General features: G+C 42.1%; 14 protein-coding genes. All 14 read right to left on the bottom strand.

Annotated elements, in window-relative coordinates; genetic code table 11:
- Window positions 1-282 precede the first annotated feature (282 nt).
- Window positions 283-1,731, bottom strand: a complete 1,449-nt coding sequence (murC, locus tag GFK82_RS03320) for a UDP-N-acetylmuramate--L-alanine ligase (RefSeq protein ID WP_226810641.1) — start codon at window positions 1,729-1,731, stop codon at window positions 283-285.
- Window positions 1,732-1,809: 78 nt separating this feature from the next.
- Complete coding sequence (murG, locus tag GFK82_RS03315) at window positions 1,810-2,871, bottom strand: undecaprenyldiphospho-muramoylpentapeptide beta-N-acetylglucosaminyltransferase (protein WP_226810638.1); 1,062 nt, start codon at window positions 2,869-2,871, stop codon at window positions 1,810-1,812.
- Between the two features lie 1,115 nt (window positions 2,872-3,986).
- Complete coding sequence (gene murD, locus GFK82_RS03310) at window positions 3,987-5,306, bottom strand: UDP-N-acetylmuramoyl-L-alanine--D-glutamate ligase (protein WP_226810636.1); 1,320 nt, start codon at window positions 5,304-5,306, stop codon at window positions 3,987-3,989.
- A 2-nt stretch (window positions 5,307-5,308) separates the two neighbouring features.
- The gene (gene mraY / locus GFK82_RS03305; protein ID WP_226810635.1) at window positions 5,309-6,391 is read right to left on the bottom strand and encodes a phospho-N-acetylmuramoyl-pentapeptide-transferase; all 1,083 of its coding nucleotides are present in this window, start codon (window positions 6,389-6,391) and stop codon (window positions 5,309-5,311) included.
- Window positions 6,385-7,752: a UDP-N-acetylmuramoyl-tripeptide--D-alanyl-D-alanine ligase gene (gene murF, locus GFK82_RS03300; protein WP_226810633.1), complete on the bottom strand. Its 1,368-nt coding sequence runs from the start codon at window positions 7,750-7,752 to the stop codon at window positions 6,385-6,387. Before murF ends, mraY begins: the two co-directional genes overlap by 7 nt.
- The gene (gene murE, locus GFK82_RS03295) at window positions 7,739-9,235 is read right to left on the bottom strand and encodes a UDP-N-acetylmuramoyl-L-alanyl-D-glutamate--2,6-diaminopimelate ligase (protein ID WP_226810631.1); all 1,497 of its coding nucleotides are present in this window, start codon (window positions 9,233-9,235) and stop codon (window positions 7,739-7,741) included. The genes murF and murE overlap by 14 nt, the downstream gene beginning before the upstream one ends.
- Before the next feature lie 1,399 nt (window positions 9,236-10,634).
- Entirely contained in the window at window positions 10,635-11,606 is a 972-nt protein-coding gene (rsmH, locus tag GFK82_RS03290) for a 16S rRNA (cytosine(1402)-N(4))-methyltransferase RsmH (RefSeq protein WP_226810629.1), read from the bottom strand.
- Between the two features lie 1,402 nt (window positions 11,607-13,008).
- Window positions 13,009-13,680 (bottom strand): uracil-DNA glycosylase, encoded by a 672-nt coding sequence (gene ung / locus GFK82_RS03285; protein ID WP_226810623.1) that lies wholly within the window; start codon window positions 13,678-13,680, stop codon window positions 13,009-13,011.
- A 789-nt stretch (window positions 13,681-14,469) separates the two neighbouring features.
- Complete coding sequence (gene accA / locus GFK82_RS03280) at window positions 14,470-15,429, bottom strand: acetyl-CoA carboxylase carboxyl transferase subunit alpha (protein ID WP_226810621.1); 960 nt, start codon at window positions 15,427-15,429, stop codon at window positions 14,470-14,472.
- Between the two features lie 11 nt (window positions 15,430-15,440).
- On the bottom strand, window positions 15,441-18,923 hold the full coding sequence (dnaE, locus tag GFK82_RS03275) for a DNA polymerase III subunit alpha (protein WP_226810615.1): 3,483 nt from the start codon (window positions 18,921-18,923) through the stop codon (window positions 15,441-15,443).
- Window positions 18,924-19,576: 653 nt separating this feature from the next.
- A complete protein-coding gene (lpxB, locus tag GFK82_RS03270; protein WP_226810613.1) occupies window positions 19,577-20,728 on the bottom strand; it encodes a lipid-A-disaccharide synthase in 1,152 nt (383 codons plus the stop codon).
- A 2-nt stretch (window positions 20,729-20,730) separates the two neighbouring features.
- A complete protein-coding gene (lpxA, locus tag GFK82_RS03265; protein ID WP_226810611.1) occupies window positions 20,731-21,519 on the bottom strand; it encodes an acyl-ACP--UDP-N-acetylglucosamine O-acyltransferase in 789 nt (262 codons plus the stop codon).
- A gap of 4 nt (window positions 21,520-21,523) precedes the next feature.
- A complete protein-coding gene (gene fabZ, locus GFK82_RS03260; RefSeq protein ID WP_226810610.1) occupies window positions 21,524-21,979 on the bottom strand; it encodes a 3-hydroxyacyl-ACP dehydratase FabZ in 456 nt (151 codons plus the stop codon).
- A 149-nt stretch (window positions 21,980-22,128) separates the two neighbouring features.
- A complete protein-coding gene (gene lpxD, locus GFK82_RS03255) occupies window positions 22,129-23,151 on the bottom strand; it encodes a UDP-3-O-(3-hydroxymyristoyl)glucosamine N-acyltransferase (protein WP_226810602.1) in 1,023 nt (340 codons plus the stop codon).

Below are 23,151 nucleotides of genomic sequence, written 5' to 3'. Positions count from 1 at the left end.
TCATATGGTTATAATTCCTGTAATAATGTTATTTGATTAGTATCAGACTCAGCAATAATAAAGGATAAATGTTTTTATCTAATTTACATAGCACCTATGTTCAGTAGAAAAATTAGTTCTGCGAGGGTGGTGTTATTGGCATATCCAGCAGAAGACCTGTCTAGCTCTCTTAGAGCTTTGTAGTTTAATTTCTATCTGAGATATTCCAATCCGCTGCAGTTGCAGTAATTGTTCAAGGAAGTCAGTAAAGAGTAAATTATTTCACTAAAATTTTGGGTTAGGTTAAAGCTTAAGATTGCTATCGGCTAATTTTCGCGCAATTTTTCCCACTGTGCCGGCGCCTTGCATTAGCACTAAATCGTTATGCTCCAGTGTTAGCCCTAGCGTTACCGATAGCGCATCTATGTCTAGAACTAAAATGGGATCTATTTTACCTCGTTTTCGGATTGTTCGGCACAGGGAACGGCTATCGGCGCCAGGAATTGGTGCTTCTCCGGCCGGATATACATCTAGCATAAGCAAGACATCCACGCTCGAGAGTACGTTGGCAAAGTCGTCGTATAAATCCCTCGTCCTAGTATAGCGGTGTGGCTGAAATACCATCACCAGTCGTTTGTCAGGCCAGCCGGTACGTGCTGCGTTAATGGTAGCATTAACTTCAGTAGGATGGTGGCCGTAATCATCCACTAGCATAATCTCACCTTTTTTTCCATTGATATTGCGTAAGTCATAATGTCCTAAATCGTCAAATCGACGGCCGGTACCCTGAAATTTCAGCATCGCCTGTAAAATATTTTCGTCATTGATCCCTTCGTCACTTGCTACCGCAATTGCTGCTACCGCATTTAAAGTGTTGTGCATACCTGGTGCATTAAGCTTGACTTGTAAGTCAGGTTTGTCTTCTCTTATAAGAGAGAATCTGGAACGTGCACCGTTCTGTCGGTAATCACGAATGCGTAATTCAGCATCGTTGCTAAAACCGTAGGTGGTAATTTGCCGCCTAATGCGTGGCAGTATTTCACGAATCACTGAATCGTCAATACACATCACAGCGCGGCCATAGAAAGGCAGATTATGTAGAAAATTAATAAATGTCTGTTTTAAATTTTCAAAGTCGCCTTGATAAGTATCCATGTGGTCTTTTTCGATATTGGTAATAATTGCCACCATTGGCTGCAGATGCAGAAAGGAAGCATCACTTTCATCCGCCTCGGCAATTAAGTAACGACTACATCCTAGACGAGCATGTACACCAGCAGCTTTCACCAATCCGCCGTTGATAAAGGTTGGATCGAGACCAGCTTCAGCATAAATACTGGCCACCATGGCGGTCGTGGTTGTTTTTCCGTGAGTACCAGCAATAGCAATACCGTGACGAAAACGCATTAACTCTGATAGCATCTCAGCGCGTTGGATTACCGGAATGTGTGCTTCTTTAGCTGCTATAATTTCTGGATTATCAGAGGTGATCGCACTTGACACCACGACAACGCTAGCGTTACAGATATTCTGAGAGCGATGGTTGAAATAAATCTGTGCGCCTAATTTTGTGAGCTGTTGCGTGACTGCATTCGGTGATAGATCAGACCCACTTATTTGATAACCTTCATTAGCGAGAACTTCTGCGATACCCCCCATCCCAGCGCCACCAATACCGATGAAATGAATTCGTTTAACTCGGTGCATCTCGGGGATAAAAGTTCGCAGTCTAGCCAGTTGTTGTGGATTCACTATATTATTTCTTTATTTAAAAATATTGAGGACGGCATATGGGACCCCTCTGGTTTTGTCGATATGTGGTTTTCAGGATTACACCGCAGCCGCTACTTCCCGCGCAACCCGTATTGTTGCGTCGGGAATAGCCGTTTCCCTTGCACGCTGCGCCATAGTTAGTAGTGTAGAACGATCCCAATTCGCAAGTACTGCGCTCACCCGTTCGACTGTGAATTCTGTCTGCTCGATGATTTTCGCTGCGCAGACTTTCACCAGGGGGGTTGCATTCCAATATTGCTGACGATCTTGATGTGGAAATGGCACAAATAAAGCTGCTAGACCGGCAGCTGCAATTTCACTCACCGTCAGTGCACCGGCACGACATACCATCACGTCAGCCCAGGCGTAAGCAGCCGCGATATCATCGATAAACTTTACTGTTTTATATTGTGTCTCCCTGATGAGAGCATAGCCTTGACTGGCTTCTGCCAGCTCGTCTTTACCCACTTGATGCCATAGAGTCAATTGATTCGGTAAACGAGCAGCGACTACCGGCATGACTTGATTCAACACGTGTGCACCTTGACTACCGCCTAATACTAGTACTCGAAGTGGTCCAGTCCGATATTGAAAACGTATTTCTGGTGGCGGCAGTGATGATATTGCATCACGTACCGGATTGCCTACTACTGCCGCATTAGGGAATGCCCCGGGGAATGCTTGGAGCACTTTTTGAGCAATCTTTGCTAGGAGACGATTAGTCAGCCCAGCAATACCGTTTTGTTCGTGCAGTACTAATGGAATTCCGCAGGACCAGGCAGCCAAGCCACCTGGTCCGGAAACATAGCCACCCATACCGAGTACTACATCCGGTTGCCAGGAGCACATTATTTTCCGTGCTTGGTATATAGCGGGTAAAATGCGTAATGACGCTTTCAGTTGAGATTTGAGTCCTTTACCGCGTAGGCTACCAATTCGGATATAGTCTATATCTATGCCATGCTGCGGGACTAAATCAGCTTCTATGCGATCAATAGTACCTAGCCAGCGAACCTGCCACCCCTGTGTGATTAGGTACTCAGCCACAGACAGTCCTGGAAAGACATGTCCGCCTGTACCTCCAGCCATCACAATGAGTCGTCTTGTTTTTTGTACCATCGTCCTTTTCCTTACCGAACTCTGTATTTTGTCAGGCGCGTATCAAAATTCTTGTTGAAGAGTAGAATTCTTGTTAATATAATAAACATCAAGATCTATTTGTCCCTGATTAGGAAGGATGTCTAGCCTTGGATAGACAGGATGCTAGCGCTTGAAAGCTAAACTAGACACTGATATTATAGGGCAAAATCGGAAAACATTAGTTAATTTTTAGTGTACCATTACCGAATGGTTAGGTTTTCTTAAGTAAGAAAAAATTTTTCAAAAGTTCCAGCATTACACCCTAGTGCCTACCCTTGTATCTAACACAAGGAAAATAAAGTAAGCAGTGTGCTGCCAGACGCGATTAATGATTAACTAAGTTAGTAGTGATTCCTGAATGATGATGCTTTAAAATTCAGAATAAACGGAATTGCTAGATACGATCTAGGTCGGCAATAGTAAGTAAGACTACCTATAAAGTTCATAGACTAATAATCGATCAAGTGACTCTGTCAGCTTACTAATAATCAAAAAAAAGACAGCTAGAATGGGTATACAACAGATCCATAACGCTTCTAAGGTGAAGCGGAGAGAGTAGCACGAGTGTTATCTAAATTGTTAGATACTTATGCGTTTATGAAATTTTAAGTAGTTACTGCATGGTTTAATAACTAACAGTACGTCTCATATATAACTAGATAGTATAACAATGTCTTTTTGGATAATTCGGTTAACGAATTATGCAGTGGGTGGACACAATCTACCCACCCGTACTTTACTTTTTAAGTAAAAGATTACGTTTAAAATTATTAGTCAAGATGCTACTGCGAATCGCAGTAGCATCGAATATCTCGCGCTATCGGATTATTAGGGCGATAGCTAAGAATAGATAAAGATAGCATAAACATGCTAGAAAATATTGCACGTAATAAAATAATACGCATTATTTGAGAGGTATCTCCTGATCGTACTTGAGCGCTCTCATAATCATGAGAAAGCCAATACTAATTAATTTGACAGTTTTTATTAACGTGATGTGTTACTAACATCAGTATACGTTACTATACGGTATGGTGTGATCTAGATCTCTACAACCTTAAGCCACTATGTGGTTTTTAAGTTAAGAAAGCGCATTATCCCAGCTCACGAGCTAGCCTAGTAAACATTTCACCGCGCATTTCAAAATTAGCAAATTGATCTAAGCTAGCGCAACCTGGCGATAATAGCACTAGATCTCCTCTCTTTACCCGAGAGGCGATAATTTGCATTGCGTGCTCCAGTTTTTCTGTACATGTCGTATTATTGGAACAAAGGGATGAAAGTTTTTTTCTATCCTGACCGAAACAATAAAGCTGTACTTTTTCGCTCTGTAGCCAGGACTTTAACGGTGTGAAATCAGCGGATTTACCATCCCCGCCCATCAGAAGATGTAGCGTGCCTACTACTTTTGTCGCATTTATAGCTGCTGCTGTACTGCTCACATTGGTTGCTTTAGAGTCGTTGATCCAGCGTACGCCGTAGCGTTCATGGATTAACTCAAAGCGGTGTGTCAAACCGCGAAATTGGCGCAGTCCTGCCAGACTAGCCGTGCGATCAATCCCAATAGCGTCTGTCAGCGCTAGGGCTGCTAGAGCATTAACGTAGTTGTGGCGACCTACGACGCCCATTTCAGCACAGTTGAGGAGCACTTTTTCCTGTGCCATTAGCCAGGTTTGTTCCTCTCGCTGACTCAGGGAATAGTCACTTCCCTCGGAGCAACTAAAACCGATACAACGCATGTCATATCCACCGGTTGGTAGAGTGAGCGCATCGTCCGTATTGACAACACAAATTTCAGCATTGTCGTAAATACCTAGTTTAGCTTCTCGGTATTGCTGTAGACCGAACGGATAGCGATTCATATGATCTTCGCTGATATTGAGAATGGTAGCTGCCGCAGCTTTTAGACTATGGGTTGTTTCTAACTGAAAACTTGATAACTCTAGGACATATAGTTCTCGAGGCGGATGCAGCAGCATAAGTGCCGGTAAGCCTATATTACCGCCGACACCAACCTGTCGGTTGGTTCGGGCGATCATTTCTTGTACCATACGGGTTACGGTACTTTTGCCGTTTGATCCGGTTATCGCTACTATCGGTGCTTTTGCTTCACGTATAAACAGCTCAATATCGCCGATGATGGCGATACCGGCCGCTGCTGCCGCCGTCAGGTCTGGATGCGATAGGGGTATACCAGGACTGGTGATAATAAGTGTAGCGTCGAATAACCATTGTTTATTTAGTTCTCCCAGATATCGCGGTATCTCAGCGGGTAATTTTTCCAGGCCCGGCGGTGTAAAACGAGTATCCATCACCCGAGGTGTTACGCCGCGGCGCCGAAAAAAATCAATGCACGAAAGGCCGGTAAGCCCTAGTCCGATAATTAGAACCTGTTCGCCCCGATAGTCCGTCATAGTTAACGCACCTTCAATGTTGCTAATCCGATCAAAACTAGTATTAGCGAAATAATCCAAAAACGGACGATGACGCGTGGCTCAGGGCAACCTTTTAATTCATAATGGTGATGAATGGGTGCCATACGGAAAATACGCTGACCCCGTAATCTGAACGAACCTACCTGTAAAATGACTGAGAGTGTTTCCACGACGAATACACCGCCCATTATAAGCAATAAAAATTCTTGGCGTACCAGGACGGCGATAGTCCCGATCGCCCCTCCAAGCGCTAATGATCCGACATCACCCATAAACACCTGCGCCGGATAAGTGTTGAACCATAAAAATCCCATGCCGGCGCCGACGCATGCTGTACATACCACCACCAGCTCTCCAGCAAAGCGTACATATGGAATATGTAAATAACCTGAAAAATTCACATTACCAGTAGCCCACGCTACCAGTGCGAGGCCCCCCGCGACAAACACAGTTTGCATAATCGCCAGACCGTCTAAACCATCGGTTAGATTAACGGCGTTACTAGTCCCCACAATAACAAAGTAAGCCAAAACTACGTACCATATTCCAAGCTGTGGTACAATATCTTTAAAGAAAGGTATGACCAATTGGGTTGCTGGCGTATCTTTTCCTACCTCAAACATAGTAAACGCCACCGGCAGTGCTATCACGGACTGCCAAAAATACTTCCAGTAGGCAATAAGGCCTTTGGCATTTTTACATACTACCTTGCGATAATCATCAATAAAACCTATGGTACCATACCCCAGAAGAACAAATAGTACACACCAAATATAAGGGTTAGACGGATAAGCCCATATAAGCACTGAAATCGTAATTGAGGCAAGGATCATCAATCCACCCATAGTAGGCGTACCATCTTTGCTGAAATGTGATTCAGGTCCATCATGGCGCACTATTTGCTGGACTTGTAATCTTTTCAGCCAGGTGATTAGATGCGGTCCCATCCATAGGGATAGAAATAAGGCGGTCAAGAGGCTTAGAATGGCACGAAAGGTTAAGTAAGAAAAGATATTAAACCCTGAATAAAACTTAACAAGATGTTCAGCGAGCCAAACTAACATACTGCTTTCTCCTGTAAAGTGTGTACAATTTGTTCCATTTTTGCACAACGTGAACCCTTAACTAATATAGTTATTACTGCTTGCTGGGAAAGCAGTAGCGCTAGGTAAGCGGTAAGCGCCGCTTTATCTTGAAAATGTTTATTTCGGCCACTGGCCTCACCAATAAGGTAACTTCGGTTGCCAATGCTTAATACTTCATCAATAGTAGTCAAGGTAATGGCTGTGCCGACCTGTCGATGAGAGGCATCCGATTGTTCTCCTAATTCCGTCATATCACCTACCACCATTACGCGATACCCCGGCATATCTGCAAGAACTTGTACGCCAGCAGTCATGGACCCAACGTTGGCGTTATAGGTGTCGTCAAGTAACAGTTGACCAGGGCCAAGTTGTATGGGGAATAGTCGTCCCGAGATGGATTTCACTTTTGCCAATCCGCTAGACACTGCCTTTAACCCGGCCCCAACCGACATCGCCAATGCAGCGGCAGCCAAGGCATTAGCGGCATTATGCTTGCCTAGTAAAGGCAGTGATATTGGGCATGTTCCTTTCGGACTATGCAGAATAAAATGTATCCCTTTCTGATCACTTATAATATCACTAGCAAAAAAATTGGTATTCTTCTGGGTATTAATACTGAAACTCCAGACTTTTTTATGGATTAGAATCTTCTTCCAGCGTGCCCAAGCATGGCTATCAGCATTAAAGATGCCTCGTCCGTTTATCTGAAGACCAGTAAAGATCTCACCTTTGGCCTTTGCGATATTCGACAGTGAACCGAATCCGGCTATATGTGCCTCAGAAAGATTGTTTACCAGGGCAGTTTCTGGATGTACCAGATCAGTAGCTCGAGCGATCTCACCAAGATTATTGGCGCCTAGCTCAATAACTGCAAAATCATGTTCCTGCGTTAAACGCAGCAGTGTCTGGGATACACCGATATAGTTGTTATCATTCTGCTCTGTTGCAAGGACGCAACCGCATTCTTTCAGGATTGTGGCGGTCATTTCCTTCACTGAGGTTTTTCCAGAAGAACCTGTCAAGGCGATAATTCTTGCCGGTACTTGCTGGCGTATCCATGCACCAATTTTTCCTAGGGCTTGGTAAGTATCAGAGACAATCAACTGAGGTACATCTAGAGATAATCGACGATTAACTAGGAGCGCTGTAGCAGTATTTTCGATGGCTTCTTTAGCAAAATCATGAGCGTCGAATCGCTTCCCTTGCAGCGCAATAAATAAACATCTTTCTCTTTGGTCGATGCTTCGGGAGTCGGTGATTACATTTAAGATAATGTGATTTTCGCCTACCAATTCGGCGTTAAGAATGTGTGCCATGGTATTAAGATTAAATGGAATCATGCCAACACCCTAATATTTTTGCAACCGTGGTACGGTCTGAATAGACCAACCGCTTCTGATGAATGATTTGATAATCTTCATGGCCTTTCCCGGCTACTAGGACTATATCTGTCGGCGAAGCTTCCATTATAGCGCTGGTTACCGCCTCTACACGGCTTGCAATTACCTGGGTACGGTTCACATCTAGTAACCCACTTTTAATATTGTTAATAATATCCTGTTCAGCCTCCCCCCGCGGATTGTCATTGGTAATGATTACCCGATCGGCATATTGCTCGGCTACAGCTCCCATTAGCGGCCGCTTACCTTTATCGCGATCGCCACCGCAACCAAAAACGCACCAGAGTTTACCGTAGCAATGAAGCCTAGCTGCTATCAATGCTTTTTCTAGTGCATCAGGGGTGTGAGCATAATCAACTAATGTTTGAGGATAGCCAGGGGCGTAAAACATTTCCATACGTCCAAACACTGATTGTAGATGGTCAGCCGTGTCAAGAAGTTGTCGTAGTGAGTAGCCGAGTCCGAGTAGCGTTGTTAGCGCTAGTAGCAGATTGCTAACGTTGAATTCTCCAAGCAATGGACTCTGGATGGTTCCGTCTCCCCAGCTAGAGCGAAAGGAAATATCCGTTCCGCGCGAATGATACTCTATTTTAGACGCGCATAACCATCCCCCCTTCCATTGAGTGGGCAAATTGCTGTGGATTGATACGGCAATTGCCTCTGGTAGCTTATATAGCCATCGCCGGCCGATAGTATCATCAATGTTGATGATTCGCAGACCAACGTCTAGTTCATTTAATAGTCGCCATTTTGCCGCTTCATACTGCTTCATATCACCATGATAATCTAGGTGGTCACGACTTAGATTAGTGAAAATTGCGGCAGAAAAGTGCAACGCGTTGACTCGGTGCTGTACTAGGCCGTGAGAGGAGACTTCCATAGCTGTAAAGCTCGCGCCTTTCTGATGCAGCTGTGATAGTGTTTTTTGCACTTCATTGGCTAAGGCAGTAGTATGTGCGGCAGGTCGCATATGTCCAATCATGCCGTTGCCTATAGTCCCCATGACGGAGCTTACCTCTCCTAGTAATTTTGCCCACTGTGCTAAAAGATGAGCGGTAGTGGTTTTACCATTGGTACCGGTAACGCCAACCAGGCGAAGTGCCCAAGAGGGCTGATCATAAAAACGTCCAGCCAGCGCGGATAACCGTTCATGCAGACGATGTAAAAAAATGAGAGGGATGCCATTTAGCTCATAGATTTTACCTTCTTCGGCCTCAGAGTTCGTTTGTGCAATAACTGCGGAGACACCTTGCGCGATGGCTTGGAGAATATAGCGCCGTCCATCTGTCTGATATCCAGAAATAGCTAAAAATAGATCGCCTGTGGCTGCATGACGGCTGTCCAGTGTCATTTCCTTCAGCATGCGATTCGGAGCATTAGGCACCCAAGGCGCGAGTAGATTGCTCAAATTACGATTTTCCACTAATGCCTCTTTCGATTATTAACGAGCGTGTAGGATCGTTTTCCGAATTGCGCTAGTACATCTGGATCTATGTTTATATTGCGCAATTTTCCATTACATGATGGCAATGAATATTGATGTAATGGTACTCTACTGTAGAATGTGCTGGCTTGTAGGGCAGTTGTCACCATGATCAGCGGTAAATATTAGATTACTGATAGAACTGCCCCCCAAGGTGATCTAGGTGGTTATATTGATTGATATAATTGTCATTTGATATGTTCTTTTGGGTAGTGTGGCTATTGATAGCAATATGATGGCCTTGATGCTAGATGTTCAGGGCACTACTACTAGTAGTTTTAAGATTGCTGTTATGTCTAATATATCGTGTCTTATCGATATAAGAAAGATGTGTTCTTTGGGTCAGAAGAGAACAAGATAGGTGATATAGAGTTCTCTCAGCATACCTATATCGCCGATTCTAGCGTTAACGCACTCATTGTAAGAAAGTCACTATAAGTATGTCGTGGAAAGAGAAAGTATTTTTTCATGCACATTGAAACAACGTGATTGATAGGACAATAAGTGATGATAAGTTTTTTTTGGACTAGCTCTCTGTATTTCTTCCTAGTTGACGCTCAGGCGTGCGTTAATTCCGGATACGTTGATAGTAGCAGAGTTGCACCCCAGATTGGTGTTTTTTTTAACATTCCAGTTATAGTTTATTTAGAGTAACCTAATGTATCTTAAATTTAATAGCTATTAATTATATACCATCAAATGGTAAATTAATTATGAGCATTATAAATTGACTGTAAGTCTGATATGAAAATATTATGTAATAATTATATTAGACAGCATATCTATGCTGATGTTGGTTAAGGCTTATTCCCTATGATCATTTAGGTCTATCAAATCAATTTGATTGTTGTAACCGATCGTTAGCAGAGAATCGGTGGGATCTCCTATTATTTTGGGCGGGAGAAGAAGCCGGTGGTATTCGTGATACATATTATCTTTTAGTGGCGCATTCCCTCTGTATAAGTGATGCGATAAAGATATAACAGCCGAAGTGTTACTTATAGTGAGATGATAAGGATCATGATGATATGGTAATCAGAAATACTAGAGGTAGAGTTTGTTTTTTTCTATTGATACTTACATTAAATCAATATATCGAGCATTTATCGATATATTGATTTATCTAGATTACTGCGAAAAAAAATATTTTTGTGATGGGTTTATGGGCTATATATAAAGATATTCTATGATAAGAATAGTCTTATGGTTTTAATTATCAAACATATTCATTCGTGACATGATGAGTTTGATCAGTGATTTTCAAAAACAATTGAGTAAAACAGTGGTGAAAGCAGTTACCACTTTCCTTGTTTTGGCATAGTATTAAAAATAATCTCACTTAGGCTTTACCATGTGTTATTGGTAATTGTGGCAGTTTCTCAGCGAACCGAAGCAGCGCACTTCTCGCCCGAGGATTATTATTTACCTCTTGTAATGAAGGCGTTATTCTCCCGATTGCTTTCAATTGACGATGATCAGTGTACTGTCTTGAAATTTGCATTTCTGTAAGTGGGAGTCCTGCCAGGATTTGTGGTCTTTGACTGTATTGACGAATAAAATGCTTCACTAGACGATCTTCTAGTGAATGAAAGCTAATGATTGACAGTCTGCCGCCGGGGGCCAGAACTTTTAGAGTGCCCTTTAGTACTCGTTCGATTTCTTCAAGCTCACGGTTAATATATATGCGGATAGCTTGGAAGCTTCGTCTTGCTGGATGCTTATGTTTATCGGGAAATGGGATGGTATCGACAATTAACGATGCAAGTTCAAAAGTACGTGTTATGAGTTTCTGGCGATTTCGTAGAACAATAGCCTGAGAAATACGCTTTGCAAAGCGTTCTTCACCGAAGGTCTTTAAGACCCAGGCGATCTCCTTCTCCGATGCTTTTGCTAGCCATTCGGAGGCAGATTGAGTGCGTGTAGTATCCATACGCATATCTAGCGGCCCGTCATGCATAAATGAAAAACCACGGTCCGGATCATCGATCTGCGTCGATGAGACGCCAAAATCTAATAATATTCCGTCAACTCGGCCTAGCAAGTTCCATGTTGTCATGTAATCTACTATGCCAGAAAAAGATCCATGGATAATAGTAAAACGCGCATCATTAATGGTTTGTGCTGCTTGAACTGCCAGGGGATCGCAATCGATCGCGAACAATTTTCCTTTCGGTGCCAGTCTTGATAAAATAAGACGTGAGTGCCCACCACGACCAAAAGTTCCATCTAAATAAATGCCATCGGAACGGAGATTCAGGCTGTTTACTGCCTCATTGAGTAATACGGTGGTATGTAAATGATATTTTGACATAGTTATTCTTGATATGATTAGTAATCAACCAGTAAGCAGTAATACCCTGCTTAACCCTTAAGGTTGATGGCATCTTTAGATGTATGACGTATGTAGCTAGTGGTATTTGGTACTCCCGTTTATCAGTGGTGAAAGTTGAATATGTCACTCAACAGCATATATACTCGACAATTTTAACAGTTTGACTTTAATGTTTTTAGGGTGGCATGGGGGAATGAAATGTTGTTAAGTAAGAGTCATGCTAAAATCGACATAACTTTCCGATGCTTCATTCTTAAAGTTAATCAAAAATAAATTATGAGAGATATCTCCATGAATTCTTTGGAAATTTGACTTACTACTGTATGATATATGCCTGCTTTTAAAGCAGTGTGTGGAAGTATATAAATAATTACAAGGTATTGTCAAAGGATTAAATTCTTTGAAAAAAACTATTGAAGTTCCTAATTACCATGTTAAACCGGTGTAGATAAGACATCGCGAAAGAAAAGTTAAAAACAATATTTCTCTCATTCATCATGTATGAAAAATTAAGATTTCCTAAAAGTAAAGGAGATCATGTACTGTTTGAAACAGTATAATGAGATGGTTTTAGGAGGAAGATATTGATCATGAATATATAAATTTAAATTATAGTACTTTTCTAATGAGCAATGCCTTTGCTTCATATGTGATCTGATAAATTATAGGTGTCTTTTTTGCATACAAATATATTAGTTATACTAATATAGTGGATATATCTATTTATAGATCGCATGGATACTTTTATCCAAAGCACATATTATGAGTGTATTATATACAATACAGTCTAAAAATAATTAGGCAGGATTGCCTTTTTCTTCAGATCAGTAGTATCGTCGCTGTCATACGTCTCAGCGATTATGATGTTGTGTATAAAAGTTAAAATATAGTATTCAAGCGCATTATCGGGATACTTGTGGTATTTCTTCACTCTGGAGTTTTTATTGTTTTTGCCCATGATAGGCGAACTTTGCGACAGAAGATCTAGAGTTAAAATATTTTTACTATAACGAAAGTGGTGAAGTGTATTGTTCTGGGAACATAGCTGATAGAAGATTTGATGTAGAGAAAATATTATGATAGCATATCTCCGTATTTAGAACGGAGGAGTATATTTTCGGTTGAAGTTGTACTTCAGAAAAATAATAAGCGTGCGTCATCTCTAGTTTAGCCTTATTAAGGCTTTGAAGTTACAAAGTATTTTATAAAAAGATATAATATTCCACGCTAGTATTACTGCTTAAGCACTGAAGCAGTGCTTAGTGAAATATAATTTCATTTACCATCCAATAAAGTTTAAGTAGCCATATAAAAATATTATCTATGTCTGCAACACAGATAATTATCTTCTTAGTCTCGAAATTTTAAATTAATCTGTTGCTTAAGTTACTCTCCAGTCGATAGGTTGCTGGTTGTGCTGTTTAAGCAGAGTGTTAGTTCGGGAGAAATGATGACAGTTAAAAAATCCGCGATGGGCGGATAAGGGGGAGGGATGTGCTGTTTTGAGAATATGGTGACGTCTTAAGTCAATAAGACCGGCTTTTTTTTGAGCCTCGGCACCCCATAACAAAAAAATGATTCCTTCACGGTGTATGTTGAGTATTTCAATTACTTTATCAGTAAATATTTTCCAACCCAGGTTACCGTGAGAATGGGCTTTCCCCGCTTCCACCGTCAGCACCGTATTGAGTAAGAAGACTCCCTGTTGTGTCCATTGCTGTAAACAACCGTGTTTTGGTATAAGAAATCCAGAAATATCCCGAGCTAATTCTCTATAAATATTAAGTAACGAAGGTGGGATAGGCACGCTTAGGTTGACAGAAAAAGCAAGTCCATGCGCTTGACTAGGACCGTGATAAGGATCCTGTCCTAAGATGACCACTTTTACCGCATTTAATTCTGTAAAACGAAAGGCATTGAAGACATCCTTATCTGGCGGATAGATGGTAATTCCTGCTGTCCGTTCTTTAGCGATAAAATCTAGAGTGTTTTGGAAATAGGGTAGTGTTTTTTCCTGTGAAAGAGTATCTTGCCAAGTGAGCTTGTGTGTCATGATAGACTCCATGATGAGCCTTTGCTAAATGTTGTGATTTGCATTAATAATAATTTTAGGATACCATTTTTTTCGAGTTATATTGTAGAATGAAATACATCTCCCTGTTCTCACAGGGGTGGGGGCAGTGGCGAACCTATTCACTAGAATACAGTGACTGATTCTTTAGTTTCTCGTTGAGAAACCTTTCGAAGCGAACTCGCCTATATTATTAATCTTCAGATATCGCGTTGAGTCTAGAGTGGATTCTATGTCAAGCTTCGTACACATAGGGTTCTATTTATATTGCTTGCATATTTTGTATTTTTTCATATTAATAAGACACTTTATAATTCTTTTTAAATGTTATTTGTTACTAACAAATTGATGTGACTGAACATGGTGCGTAATTTTAGTTTTAAAGGTATATAAAAATTCATATTCTCGTATGCTTTATCTTTATGTATAAGTAAATCCGTAAGATTTTGTATCTCATGTAAAAAAATATTTTCCACACAAAATAATTTATTATGTTTATCATCTATACAAGATGAATGCGAATGGAAGTGATTTAAATATTTAGTTATGATAAATGAAAGCTTGTTATCAACCTAAATCTTATGTTCGACTTAAGCTCGAAGCCAAGATTCTTATCTTGGCGTGAAGATACAGCATTATTATTTTTATCTGTTTATCACATCCATCAAGGTATATGACAGCATGGTTATACTGAAAATCCAGTAATGAAAACGGTAATTTTTAGTATATAAAATTGATACACTATAAGTCATAACATCTAATATTGGTGGTTTAGCAATAACCGTAATTCATTAGGCGGTGATAACGGCGATTCAGTAATTCTTCTATACTTAGACCGTCAAGATCGGCGAGATCCGCTAATAGCTGTTTTTTTAGAGAAGCAGCAATCGTTGATACATCACGATGGGCACCACCTAGCGGCTCTGGTATGATGGTATCGATAAGTTCTAATTCTTTTAGGCGCGATGCGATGATTCCCATCGCCTCTGCTGCGTTCGGTGCTTTATCCGCACTTTTCCAGAGAATGGAAGCGCACCCTTCAGGAGAGATTACCGAGTAAATACTATATTGCAGCATATTGATTTTATCACCGACACCAATCGCTAGCGCGCCACCAGAACCGCCTTCACCTATGACAGTGCAAATTATCGGAATCCGTAGGCATGACATTTCTCGAAGATTTTTGGCAATAGCTTCAGATTGCCCTCGCTCTTCTGCACCCACTCCTGGATAGGCACCTGGGGTGTCAATGAAGGTAAGGAGTGGGAGATTGAATCGATCTGCCATCTGCATTAGTCGGAGAGCCTTTCGGTAACCTTCAGGAGCTGGCATTCCAAAGTTGCGTCGAATTTTTTCTTTGGTTTCCCGTCCTTTTTGGTGGCCGATGATCATAATTGGTCTTGAGTTTAGACGCGCAATGCCGCCGACAATAGCTTTATCATCGGCATAGGAGCGGTCACCGGCTAGTTCGTCAAAATCAGTAAAAATATGGCGAAAATAATCTAGTGTATAAGGACGCATTGGATGTCGTGCTAGCTTGGCAATTTGCCAGGCACCCAGATCAGAAAAAATTTTTCGCGTTAGCTCTACGCTTTGTTCACGTAGACGATGAATTTCTTCATCTAAATTAATGTCTAATTTTTCGTCTTGACGGCTAACTGCTGTCAGAGAATCAATTTTTGCTTCCAGCTCTGCAATTGGCTGTTCAAAATCAAGAAAATTCAGACTCATAGTATTCCTTACTAATCAAATTCTAATTTCACCTGTTCATTTCCTACAAGTGTTCGCAAATCATTCAGTAAACTGTCACTGGGCTTCACTCTCCATGTTTCTCCAAACCGAAGCCGTGCATGCATATTTTTTCGTTGATAATAAAGATGTACTGGAATCGTCCCAAATCTATGCAATTCTAACGACAAACGGAGACGTTTTAGAAACTGCTCATCAATTTGTTTATCGGTTAGCAATATACCAAGTCCATGTGCATATTTTTCACGTGCTTCATTAATGTCCATGATTTCATGCGCGATCATCTTTAAACCGCCGTTAAAATTATCAATGTTCACTTCTCCCTGAGCGATAAGAATACGGTCTTTTTTTAGTAAATGCTGGTATTTTTCTAGTGTTTTTCTAAACAGAAGTACATCTAGTCTGGCAGAATGATCGTCCAAGGTACAAATGCCGATTCGGTTGCCACGCTTAGTGAGTATGACTCGAGTAGTGAGTACTATGCCTACTGCGATAACTATTGTTCCGCGTGAGGTGGGGTGTAGATCCTTGAGACGAATCCCACCCGTATATTGTTTAATTTCGTAAAGATATTGAGTAATTGGGTGGCCCGTCAAGTAGAAACCAAGCGTGTCACGTTCTCGATCTAAAAGTACCTGCTCAGGCCAAGGTAGCACGCTATTATACACACTCTCTACTGTTTCCATTGGTTGAGTAATTATGCCGAACATGTCACCTTGACCAATGGCCTCAGTTTTAGCGTGTTGATTAGCAGTCTTGAGAGCACTGCTGAGAGAATGAATCAGCGCTGCGCGATGCGGACCTAGGCGGTCAAAGGCACCAGCCATAATTAGCTTTTCAAGAACTCGGCGGTTGATTTTTTTTATATCAGCATAGGCACATAGATCAAATAATTTACGAAATGGACCGTACTGGTTTCGTGCCTTAATAATGATTTTAACAGGTTTTTCTCCGACACCTTTAATTGCTCCGATTCCGTAAACTATTTCACCGTTTTGATTAACGTAAAAATGGTATTGACCGGTGTTAATATCTGGTGGTAATACCTTAAGACCCATGCGTAAACATTCGTCAATCAAGCCTACTATTTTTTCAGTATTGTCCATATCTGCAGACATCACTGCCGCCATAAATTCGGCGGGATAATGTGTTTTTAGCCATAACGTTTGATACGAGATTAGCGCATAGGCAGCAGAATGGGATTTATTGAAGCCGTAGCCGGCGAATTTCTCGAGAAGATCGAAGATCTTCATTGATAGTTTTCCGTTAACACCAATACTTTCTGCTCCGGATTTAAATACCGAGCGTTCTTTAGCCATTTCTTCGGTTTTCTTTTTCCCCATCGCACGTCGTAGCATATCTGCACCGCCTAGGGTATAACCTGCAAGAACCTGGGCTATCTTCATAACTTGTTCTTGATAAAGAATGATACCATAGGTTGGTTCGAGAATGGGTTGAAGCGATGGGTGTTGCCATTCAATATCGGGATAAGAGATGGCTTCACGTCCATGTTTGCGATCGATAAAGTTATCTACCATGCCTGATTGTAACGGTCCGGGGCGGAATAATGCTACTAATGCGATAATATCTTCAAAACAATCAGGTTGTAGACGCTTAATTAGATCTTTCATACCGCGCGATTCTAACTGAAATATTGCAGTGGTTTCGGAGCGCTGCAGCATATCAAAACTTTTTGCATCCTGTTGTGGAATAGTAGTGATATTGATGGGTTCTAGACCTTGTCGTATACGTTGTGAATTAATCATATCTAGTGCCCAGTTTATGATCGTGAGAGTACGCAAGCCGAGAAAGTCAAATTTTACTAGGCCAGTGCATTCCACATCGTTCTTGTCGAACTGGGTAACTGGATAGTTGCCTTCAGAATCACAGTAAAGTGGTGTAAAATCAGTAATTTTAGTGGGTGCAATTACCACGCCTCCAGCATGTTTGCCTGCATTTCGTATCACCCCTTCAAGCTTTTTAGCCATGTCAATCAATGTCTTGACTTCTTCATCGCCATTATAGATTGTTTGCAATTGCGGTACGGTAACCAAAGCTTTTTCTAGGGTCATTCCAGGATCGAGTGGTATCAGTTTCGCAATGCGATCGACGAAACCGTAAGGATGTTCCAATACTCGCCCGACGTCACGAATGACCGCTTTTGCTGCCATCGTACCGAATGTAATGATTTGGGAAACCGCGTTGCGGCCGTATGTTTCGGCTACGTGATCAATTACTAGATCGCGTTTTTCCATGCAGAAATCAATATCAAAATCCGGCATCGATACGCGTTCTGGATTTAAAAAACGTTCGAATAGTAGATCAAACTCTAATGGATCAATGTCGGTAATTTTTAATGAATAGGCCACTAAAGAGCCTGCACCAGATCCTCGACCAGGTCCTACAGGTATCCCATTATCCTTAGACCATTGGATAAACTCCATCACGATTAAAAAATAACCTGGAAACCCCATCTGGTTTATGACCTTGAGTTCAGTATCTAAACGTTCGTCATAGGAAAAGCGTTTTTCTTCTCGTGTATTGCCGTGAGGAAAGAGGAGGGTTAATCGGTCTTCCAGACCTGCGTGTGCACATTTGATGAGGTAATCCTCAGTAGACATTTCACCGGTCGGAAATTGGGGTAGGAAATATTCATCGAGACGGATGATCACATTACAGCGTCTAGCAATTTCTACGCTGTTCGCTAAAGCTTCCGGAAGATCAGCGAAGAGTATACACATTTCTTCTTCGGTGCGCATATACTGCTGTGGACTATAAGTGCGTGGTCGTTTACCATCACTAAGAGTGAATCCATCATGAATCGCTACCCGGATCTCATGGGCATCGAAGTCGCTTACATTGTTAAATCTTACGTCATTAGTTGCTACTATCGGTAGGTTTCGATTAGCTGCTAATTTCACTGCAGCGTGTAGATAACGCTCTTCTTCTTCTCGACCAGTGCGGATAAGTTCTAAATAATAGCGGTCGGGGAAATAGAGTTCGTAGAAGGCTAAACACTGTTCTACTTGAGACATCTTGCCACGTATTAAGTACTTGCCAACATCCCCTTTTCGTGCGCCCGAAAGTAAAATTAATCCTTCGTTATGCTTCATTAACCAATTTCGGTCGATGACTGGTCCAGCAGCGCTATATCCGCGTTTGTAGGCGTTTGAAATTAGCAGAATTAGATGCTGGTAACCCACATTATTGGCTGCCAAAATACTCAAATCCGCTAGTTCATTGCCCAACATGTCACTATGCATGAAACAATCAACGCCTATAATTGGTTTAATACCCGCCTTATGTGCGGTGTTATAAAATTTAATCAGCCCGCATAAATTGCTAAAATCGGTAATAGCTAGCGCTGGCATATGCAGAGATGCCGCTTTTTTTACCAATGCGTCAACTTTGGTCAGCCCGTCGATCATAGAATAGTCGCTATGTATATGCAGATGAATAAAACGTGGTGCGGCCATGTTTTTTACCTGATTTTAGATGGTGACGCTACGATGCATGACTCACTTATGCCAGTGGTTCTAGTACGTGTTTAGTACTGAAGCAAAGCTTCATTGATAATGCATGGTTGCGCTATATAAGGCTAGTTTTTCTAAATGAATCTAGGTCAGAAACCTTTATTATGGGGGAATCCATATCCTGATAACTAAACTACAGTACTTTAATGTTCCAGACGTGTATTATTTTAGCAATAAAATGGGAGGTGCGGATTGATTCAAGTAGACTATCGATTTTAAAAGCAGGAGTATCGGCGCAGAAAAATTACTATCCAGTAAAACATAATGATAGATTAATATCGGCCTCGTAATAGTGAGCTGTATTACTAGCATTGCAGCTTAAAATAAATTCATTATTTTAATATTAAGCCATTGATATATCGCTAATATATTAGGTTAGTGTACATTAGTAATGTTTCTGTGTAGTGTATTACAACGCGTTCAATAAGTTTTTAAGTCTTCCAAACTTGAGAACAGATAAGTGGGATTTAGGCTTACAACTGGGGTCCTCTACTTTGCCTATTAAAGACCCCCTCGCTTTGTTAACGCCCAAGATACGTATTCTTTCTAGATGAATATAAGATTAAGTTATAGGTAGCATCAGTAATGAAAAAGCATTAACGATTAATTAACGCTAATACAGCGCTTGCTGCTTGTTCATCGGCATTACAGCGAATCTCTTGATGTAATTGGCGAAATGTGGTTACTAGCGCGTGGCGCTGATGATTGTCATCAAGCAGCATTACTAGAGCTTCTGCTAGTGCAGTTGGCTCGCAGGCTTTTTGTAATAATTCCTTAACGAGCTCACGGCCAGCCAGCAAATTAGGTAATGATACCCAAGGGGTTTTCACGAGCCATCGTGCTAACGTAAAAGTTGGTGATTTCATTCGGTAGGCTACTACCATAGGGCACTTTGCTAACATACACTCTAAAGCGGCGGTACCCGAAGCCAGCAGCGCTACATCTCCGGCAATCATTGCCTGATGGGATTGATTATCATTTAAAAGTCTTACCGGGAGGGGTAGTGCTACCTCTGCTTGGATGCGTTCAAATTGTGCTCGCCGGGCTGAATTTACGAGTGGCACGATAATTTCAAGCCCTGGGAAATGTTGTCTCACCCGGTCAGCAGCACGCAGAAAATCTGCGCTTAGCATCGCTATTTCACTTTGGCGGCTTCCTGGTAGCAAGGCTAAGCAGCGCACGTGGGGGGGAATACCTAGTGCTTTACGTGCGGCCGCTTTGTCCGGATCAAGTGGTATCATGTCAGCTAGTGTATGCCCGATAAACTGACATGGAATGTTATAGCGATCGTATAATGCTTTCTCAAATGGCAAGAAGGCTAATATGTTGTCTGTAGCTCGGCCGATTTTAAACACTCGTTTTTTCCGCCAAGCCCACACAGATGGACTGACATAATGAATAGTACGAATTCCAAGTCGTTTAAGACGACTTTCTAGAGCAAGTGTAAACTCTGGAGCGTCAATACCAACAAAGACGTCAGGTAGTAAAGCGGCAAAGCGGCGTGTCAGGTCGCGGCGGATACGTAAGAGCCGAGGTAGTCGTTCAATTATTTCCATAATACCCATTACTGCTAGTTCTTCCATATCATACCAGGCTTCCATCCCTTCAGCCTGCATTCGCGGACCAGCAACGCCGACAAAGCGGATCTCTGATAAATGTCCGCGTAGCGCACGTATTAACCCAGCGCCAAGAATATCACCAGAGGTTTCTCCAGCCACTAAACCGATAGTAATTGGACGTGCTAACATGATCAGCGAATGATCCCGCGCCGTGAGCGGGATAAAAACTTAAGGAAAGTATTGACTACTTGATGTTCCTCTGCGAGTTCGGCTAAAGCCGACTTAGCTTCATCCAGGGTTTTACCGCTGCGATAAATAATCTTATAAGCAGCGCGTATCGCGCTGAGTTCGACTCGATCGAAACCACGACGTTTCAGGCCTTCGATATTCAAGCCGAAGGGTGTAGCATGATTACCTTGAGCAATAACGAAAGGTGGCACGTCTTGGGTGACACCGGAACAACCGCCGACCATAACGTGTGCACCGATAATACAAAACTGATGCACTGCAGTCATACCGCCAATAATAGCGTAGTCGTCCACTACCACATGGCCAGCTAGGGTTGCATTATTGGCCATAATACAGCGATTACCGACATTGCAATCGTGAGCAACATGGGTGTTTACCATGAGTAAATTATCACTGCCGATCCGAGTAACTTCTCCTCCTTGTATCGTGCCACGATGAATAGTTACACTCTCTCTAATTTGATTACGGTGCCCGATTTCCACCCGTGTTGCTTCCCCAGCATATTTTAAATCTTGATTGACATCGCCTAGAGAGGAAAAGGGATAAATCTGATTGTCTTCACCTATATAGGTAATACCGTTCACGACTACGTGGGATTGTAGCACCGTGCGTGCGCCGATTTCAACCTGAGGTCCGATAACACAAAATAGACCTATATGTACGTTAGCGTGGATAATGGCCCCATCTTCTACGATGGCGCTGGGATGTATAAAGGCAGATGGATCAATCACGTATTCAGGCCACCTGGCGACGGGCGCACATCATCGACGCTTCGCAAGCCAGTTCGCCATCAACTTTAGCAATACCCGTAAAGCGTGCGACGCCTCGACGCTCTTTAATAAATGCCACTTCAAGAATCATTTGATCACCTGGTTGAACGGGGCGCTTAAAACGAGCTTCATCAATAGCGGCAAAATAATACAGTTCTCCTGGTGCTAGTTTGCCCTTGCTCTTAAATGCCAGAATGCCGGTCGCCTGCGCCATAGCCTCCAGAATGAGCACGCCAGGAAAAATTGGTTTTCCGGGAAAATGCCCTTGAAAAAAAGGTTCATTAAAGGAAACATTCTTTACTGCTCGCAGGAATTTCCCTTGCTCAAAATCCAGGACGCGGTCTACCAGCAGAAACGGGAATCGGTGAGGCAATAGCTCTAATATCTCTTGAGTATGCAGAGTATGAGTTTCAGTAGTCAAAATACTCTTCCTGTCTATAAAACGTGACATTAAGAACACGGCTTGCTTTAATCTGATTAGGAGATAACAAGCAGGTTACGAATATAATAATGGCGTCCTGATTAGCATGCCTTTGATTCGTATCATCTCATAGAGGGGGGTAGAACCAATTAGTTTTTTTCTAATTTTCGCTCAATAGCTTTTATACGCTTGCTTATATCGCCAATATTCATGACTAAGGCGGCGGTTTGACGCCATTTTTTATTTGGTTGCAGGGGAATTCCGGACGAATATACGCCTGGTTCGGTTATTGAACGCATAACCATGCCCATACCGCCTACTGTGACTTTGTCACAGATTGTTATATGACCGTTAATAACGCTCGCACCGCCAATCATGCAAGATCGTCCAATAGTGAGACTACCTGCCATGACAACTCCGCCGGCAATTGCCGTGTTGTCACCAATAACTACGTTATGTGCAATTTGGCACTGATTATCAATAATCACACCATGACCAATGCAAGTGTCTTCTAATGCACCGCGATCAATAGTGGTGCAAGCGCCGATTTCCACCCGATCTCCGATAATGACACGGCCTAGTTGGGGTATTTTAATCCAGGCACCGCAATCGTTGGCATACCCGAATCCATCAGAACCTATTATGGTGCCAGATTGGATAAGACACCGTTCACCAATAGAAATATCGTGATAGATTGTGACGTTGGCCCACAAACGCGTACCAGCACCAATACAGGTATTCTTACCGATAAAACAGCCGGGGCCGATTATCACGTTATCTCCCAGAATAACGCCAGATTCGATAACAGCATTAGCGCCTATCGAGACCTGTTGTCCCTGTTTAGCATCAGGCGAAATTACTGCTCTTTCACCGATGTTTGCAGTAGGTTTGGGTGTAGTATCCATTAATTGAGCCATACGAGCATAAGTTAAATAAGCATTAGTAACAACCAGGGCTGAGCTAATGCACAATGGAAGATTGTCCTCAGTGAGGATAACCGCTGATGCTTGACAGGAAGAGAGTTTGCTACGAAAGCGGTTATCTGAAAGAAATGTAATTTGACCTGATTTCGCGTTGCCTATGGAGGCAATACCAGTGATCATGATCTCACCATCACCATGCAATTGTGCATCCAACTGCTGTGCTAAATCAGCCAGTCGAATTGAAGGCAT

Source organism: Candidatus Steffania adelgidicola, assembly GCF_020541225.1.
GTDB lineage: Bacteria > Pseudomonadota > Gammaproteobacteria > Enterobacterales > Enterobacteriaceae > Steffania > Steffania adelgidicola.
The sequence above is the reverse complement of the archived record's forward strand: the minus strand, read 5'-3'. Positions and strand labels throughout refer to the sequence as shown.

What these genes read in the sequence shown, in the direction of transcription:
- murG (WP_226810638.1), bottom strand. Translation starts at nt 2,871, where the DNA reads ATGGTACAAAAAACAAGACGACTCATTGTGATGGCTGGAGGTACAGGC.
- murD (WP_226810636.1), bottom strand. Translation starts at nt 5,306, where the DNA reads ATGACGGACTATCGGGGCGAACAGGTTCTAATTATCGGACTAGGGCTT.
- mraY (WP_226810635.1), bottom strand. Translation starts at nt 6,391, where the DNA reads ATGTTAGTTTGGCTCGCTGAACATCTTGTTAAGTTTTATTCAGGGTTT.
- murF (WP_226810633.1), bottom strand. Translation starts at nt 7,752, where the DNA reads ATGATTCCATTTAATCTTAATACCATGGCACACATTCTTAACGCCGAA.
- rsmH (WP_226810629.1), bottom strand. Translation starts at nt 11,606, where the DNA reads ATGTCAAAATATCATTTACATACCACCGTATTACTCAATGAGGCAGTA.
- ung (WP_226810623.1), bottom strand. Translation starts at nt 13,680, where the DNA reads ATGACACACAAGCTCACTTGGCAAGATACTCTTTCACAGGAAAAAACA.
- accA (WP_226810621.1), bottom strand. Translation starts at nt 15,429, where the DNA reads ATGAGTCTGAATTTTCTTGATTTTGAACAGCCAATTGCAGAGCTGGAA.
- dnaE (WP_226810615.1), bottom strand. Translation starts at nt 18,923, where the DNA reads ATGGCCGCACCACGTTTTATTCATCTGCATATACATAGCGACTATTCT.
- lpxB (WP_226810613.1), bottom strand. Translation starts at nt 20,728, where the DNA reads ATGTTAGCACGTCCAATTACTATCGGTTTAGTGGCTGGAGAAACCTCT.
- lpxD (WP_226810602.1), bottom strand. Translation starts at nt 23,151, where the DNA reads ATGCCTTCAATTCGACTGGCTGATTTAGCACAGCAGTTGGATGCACAA.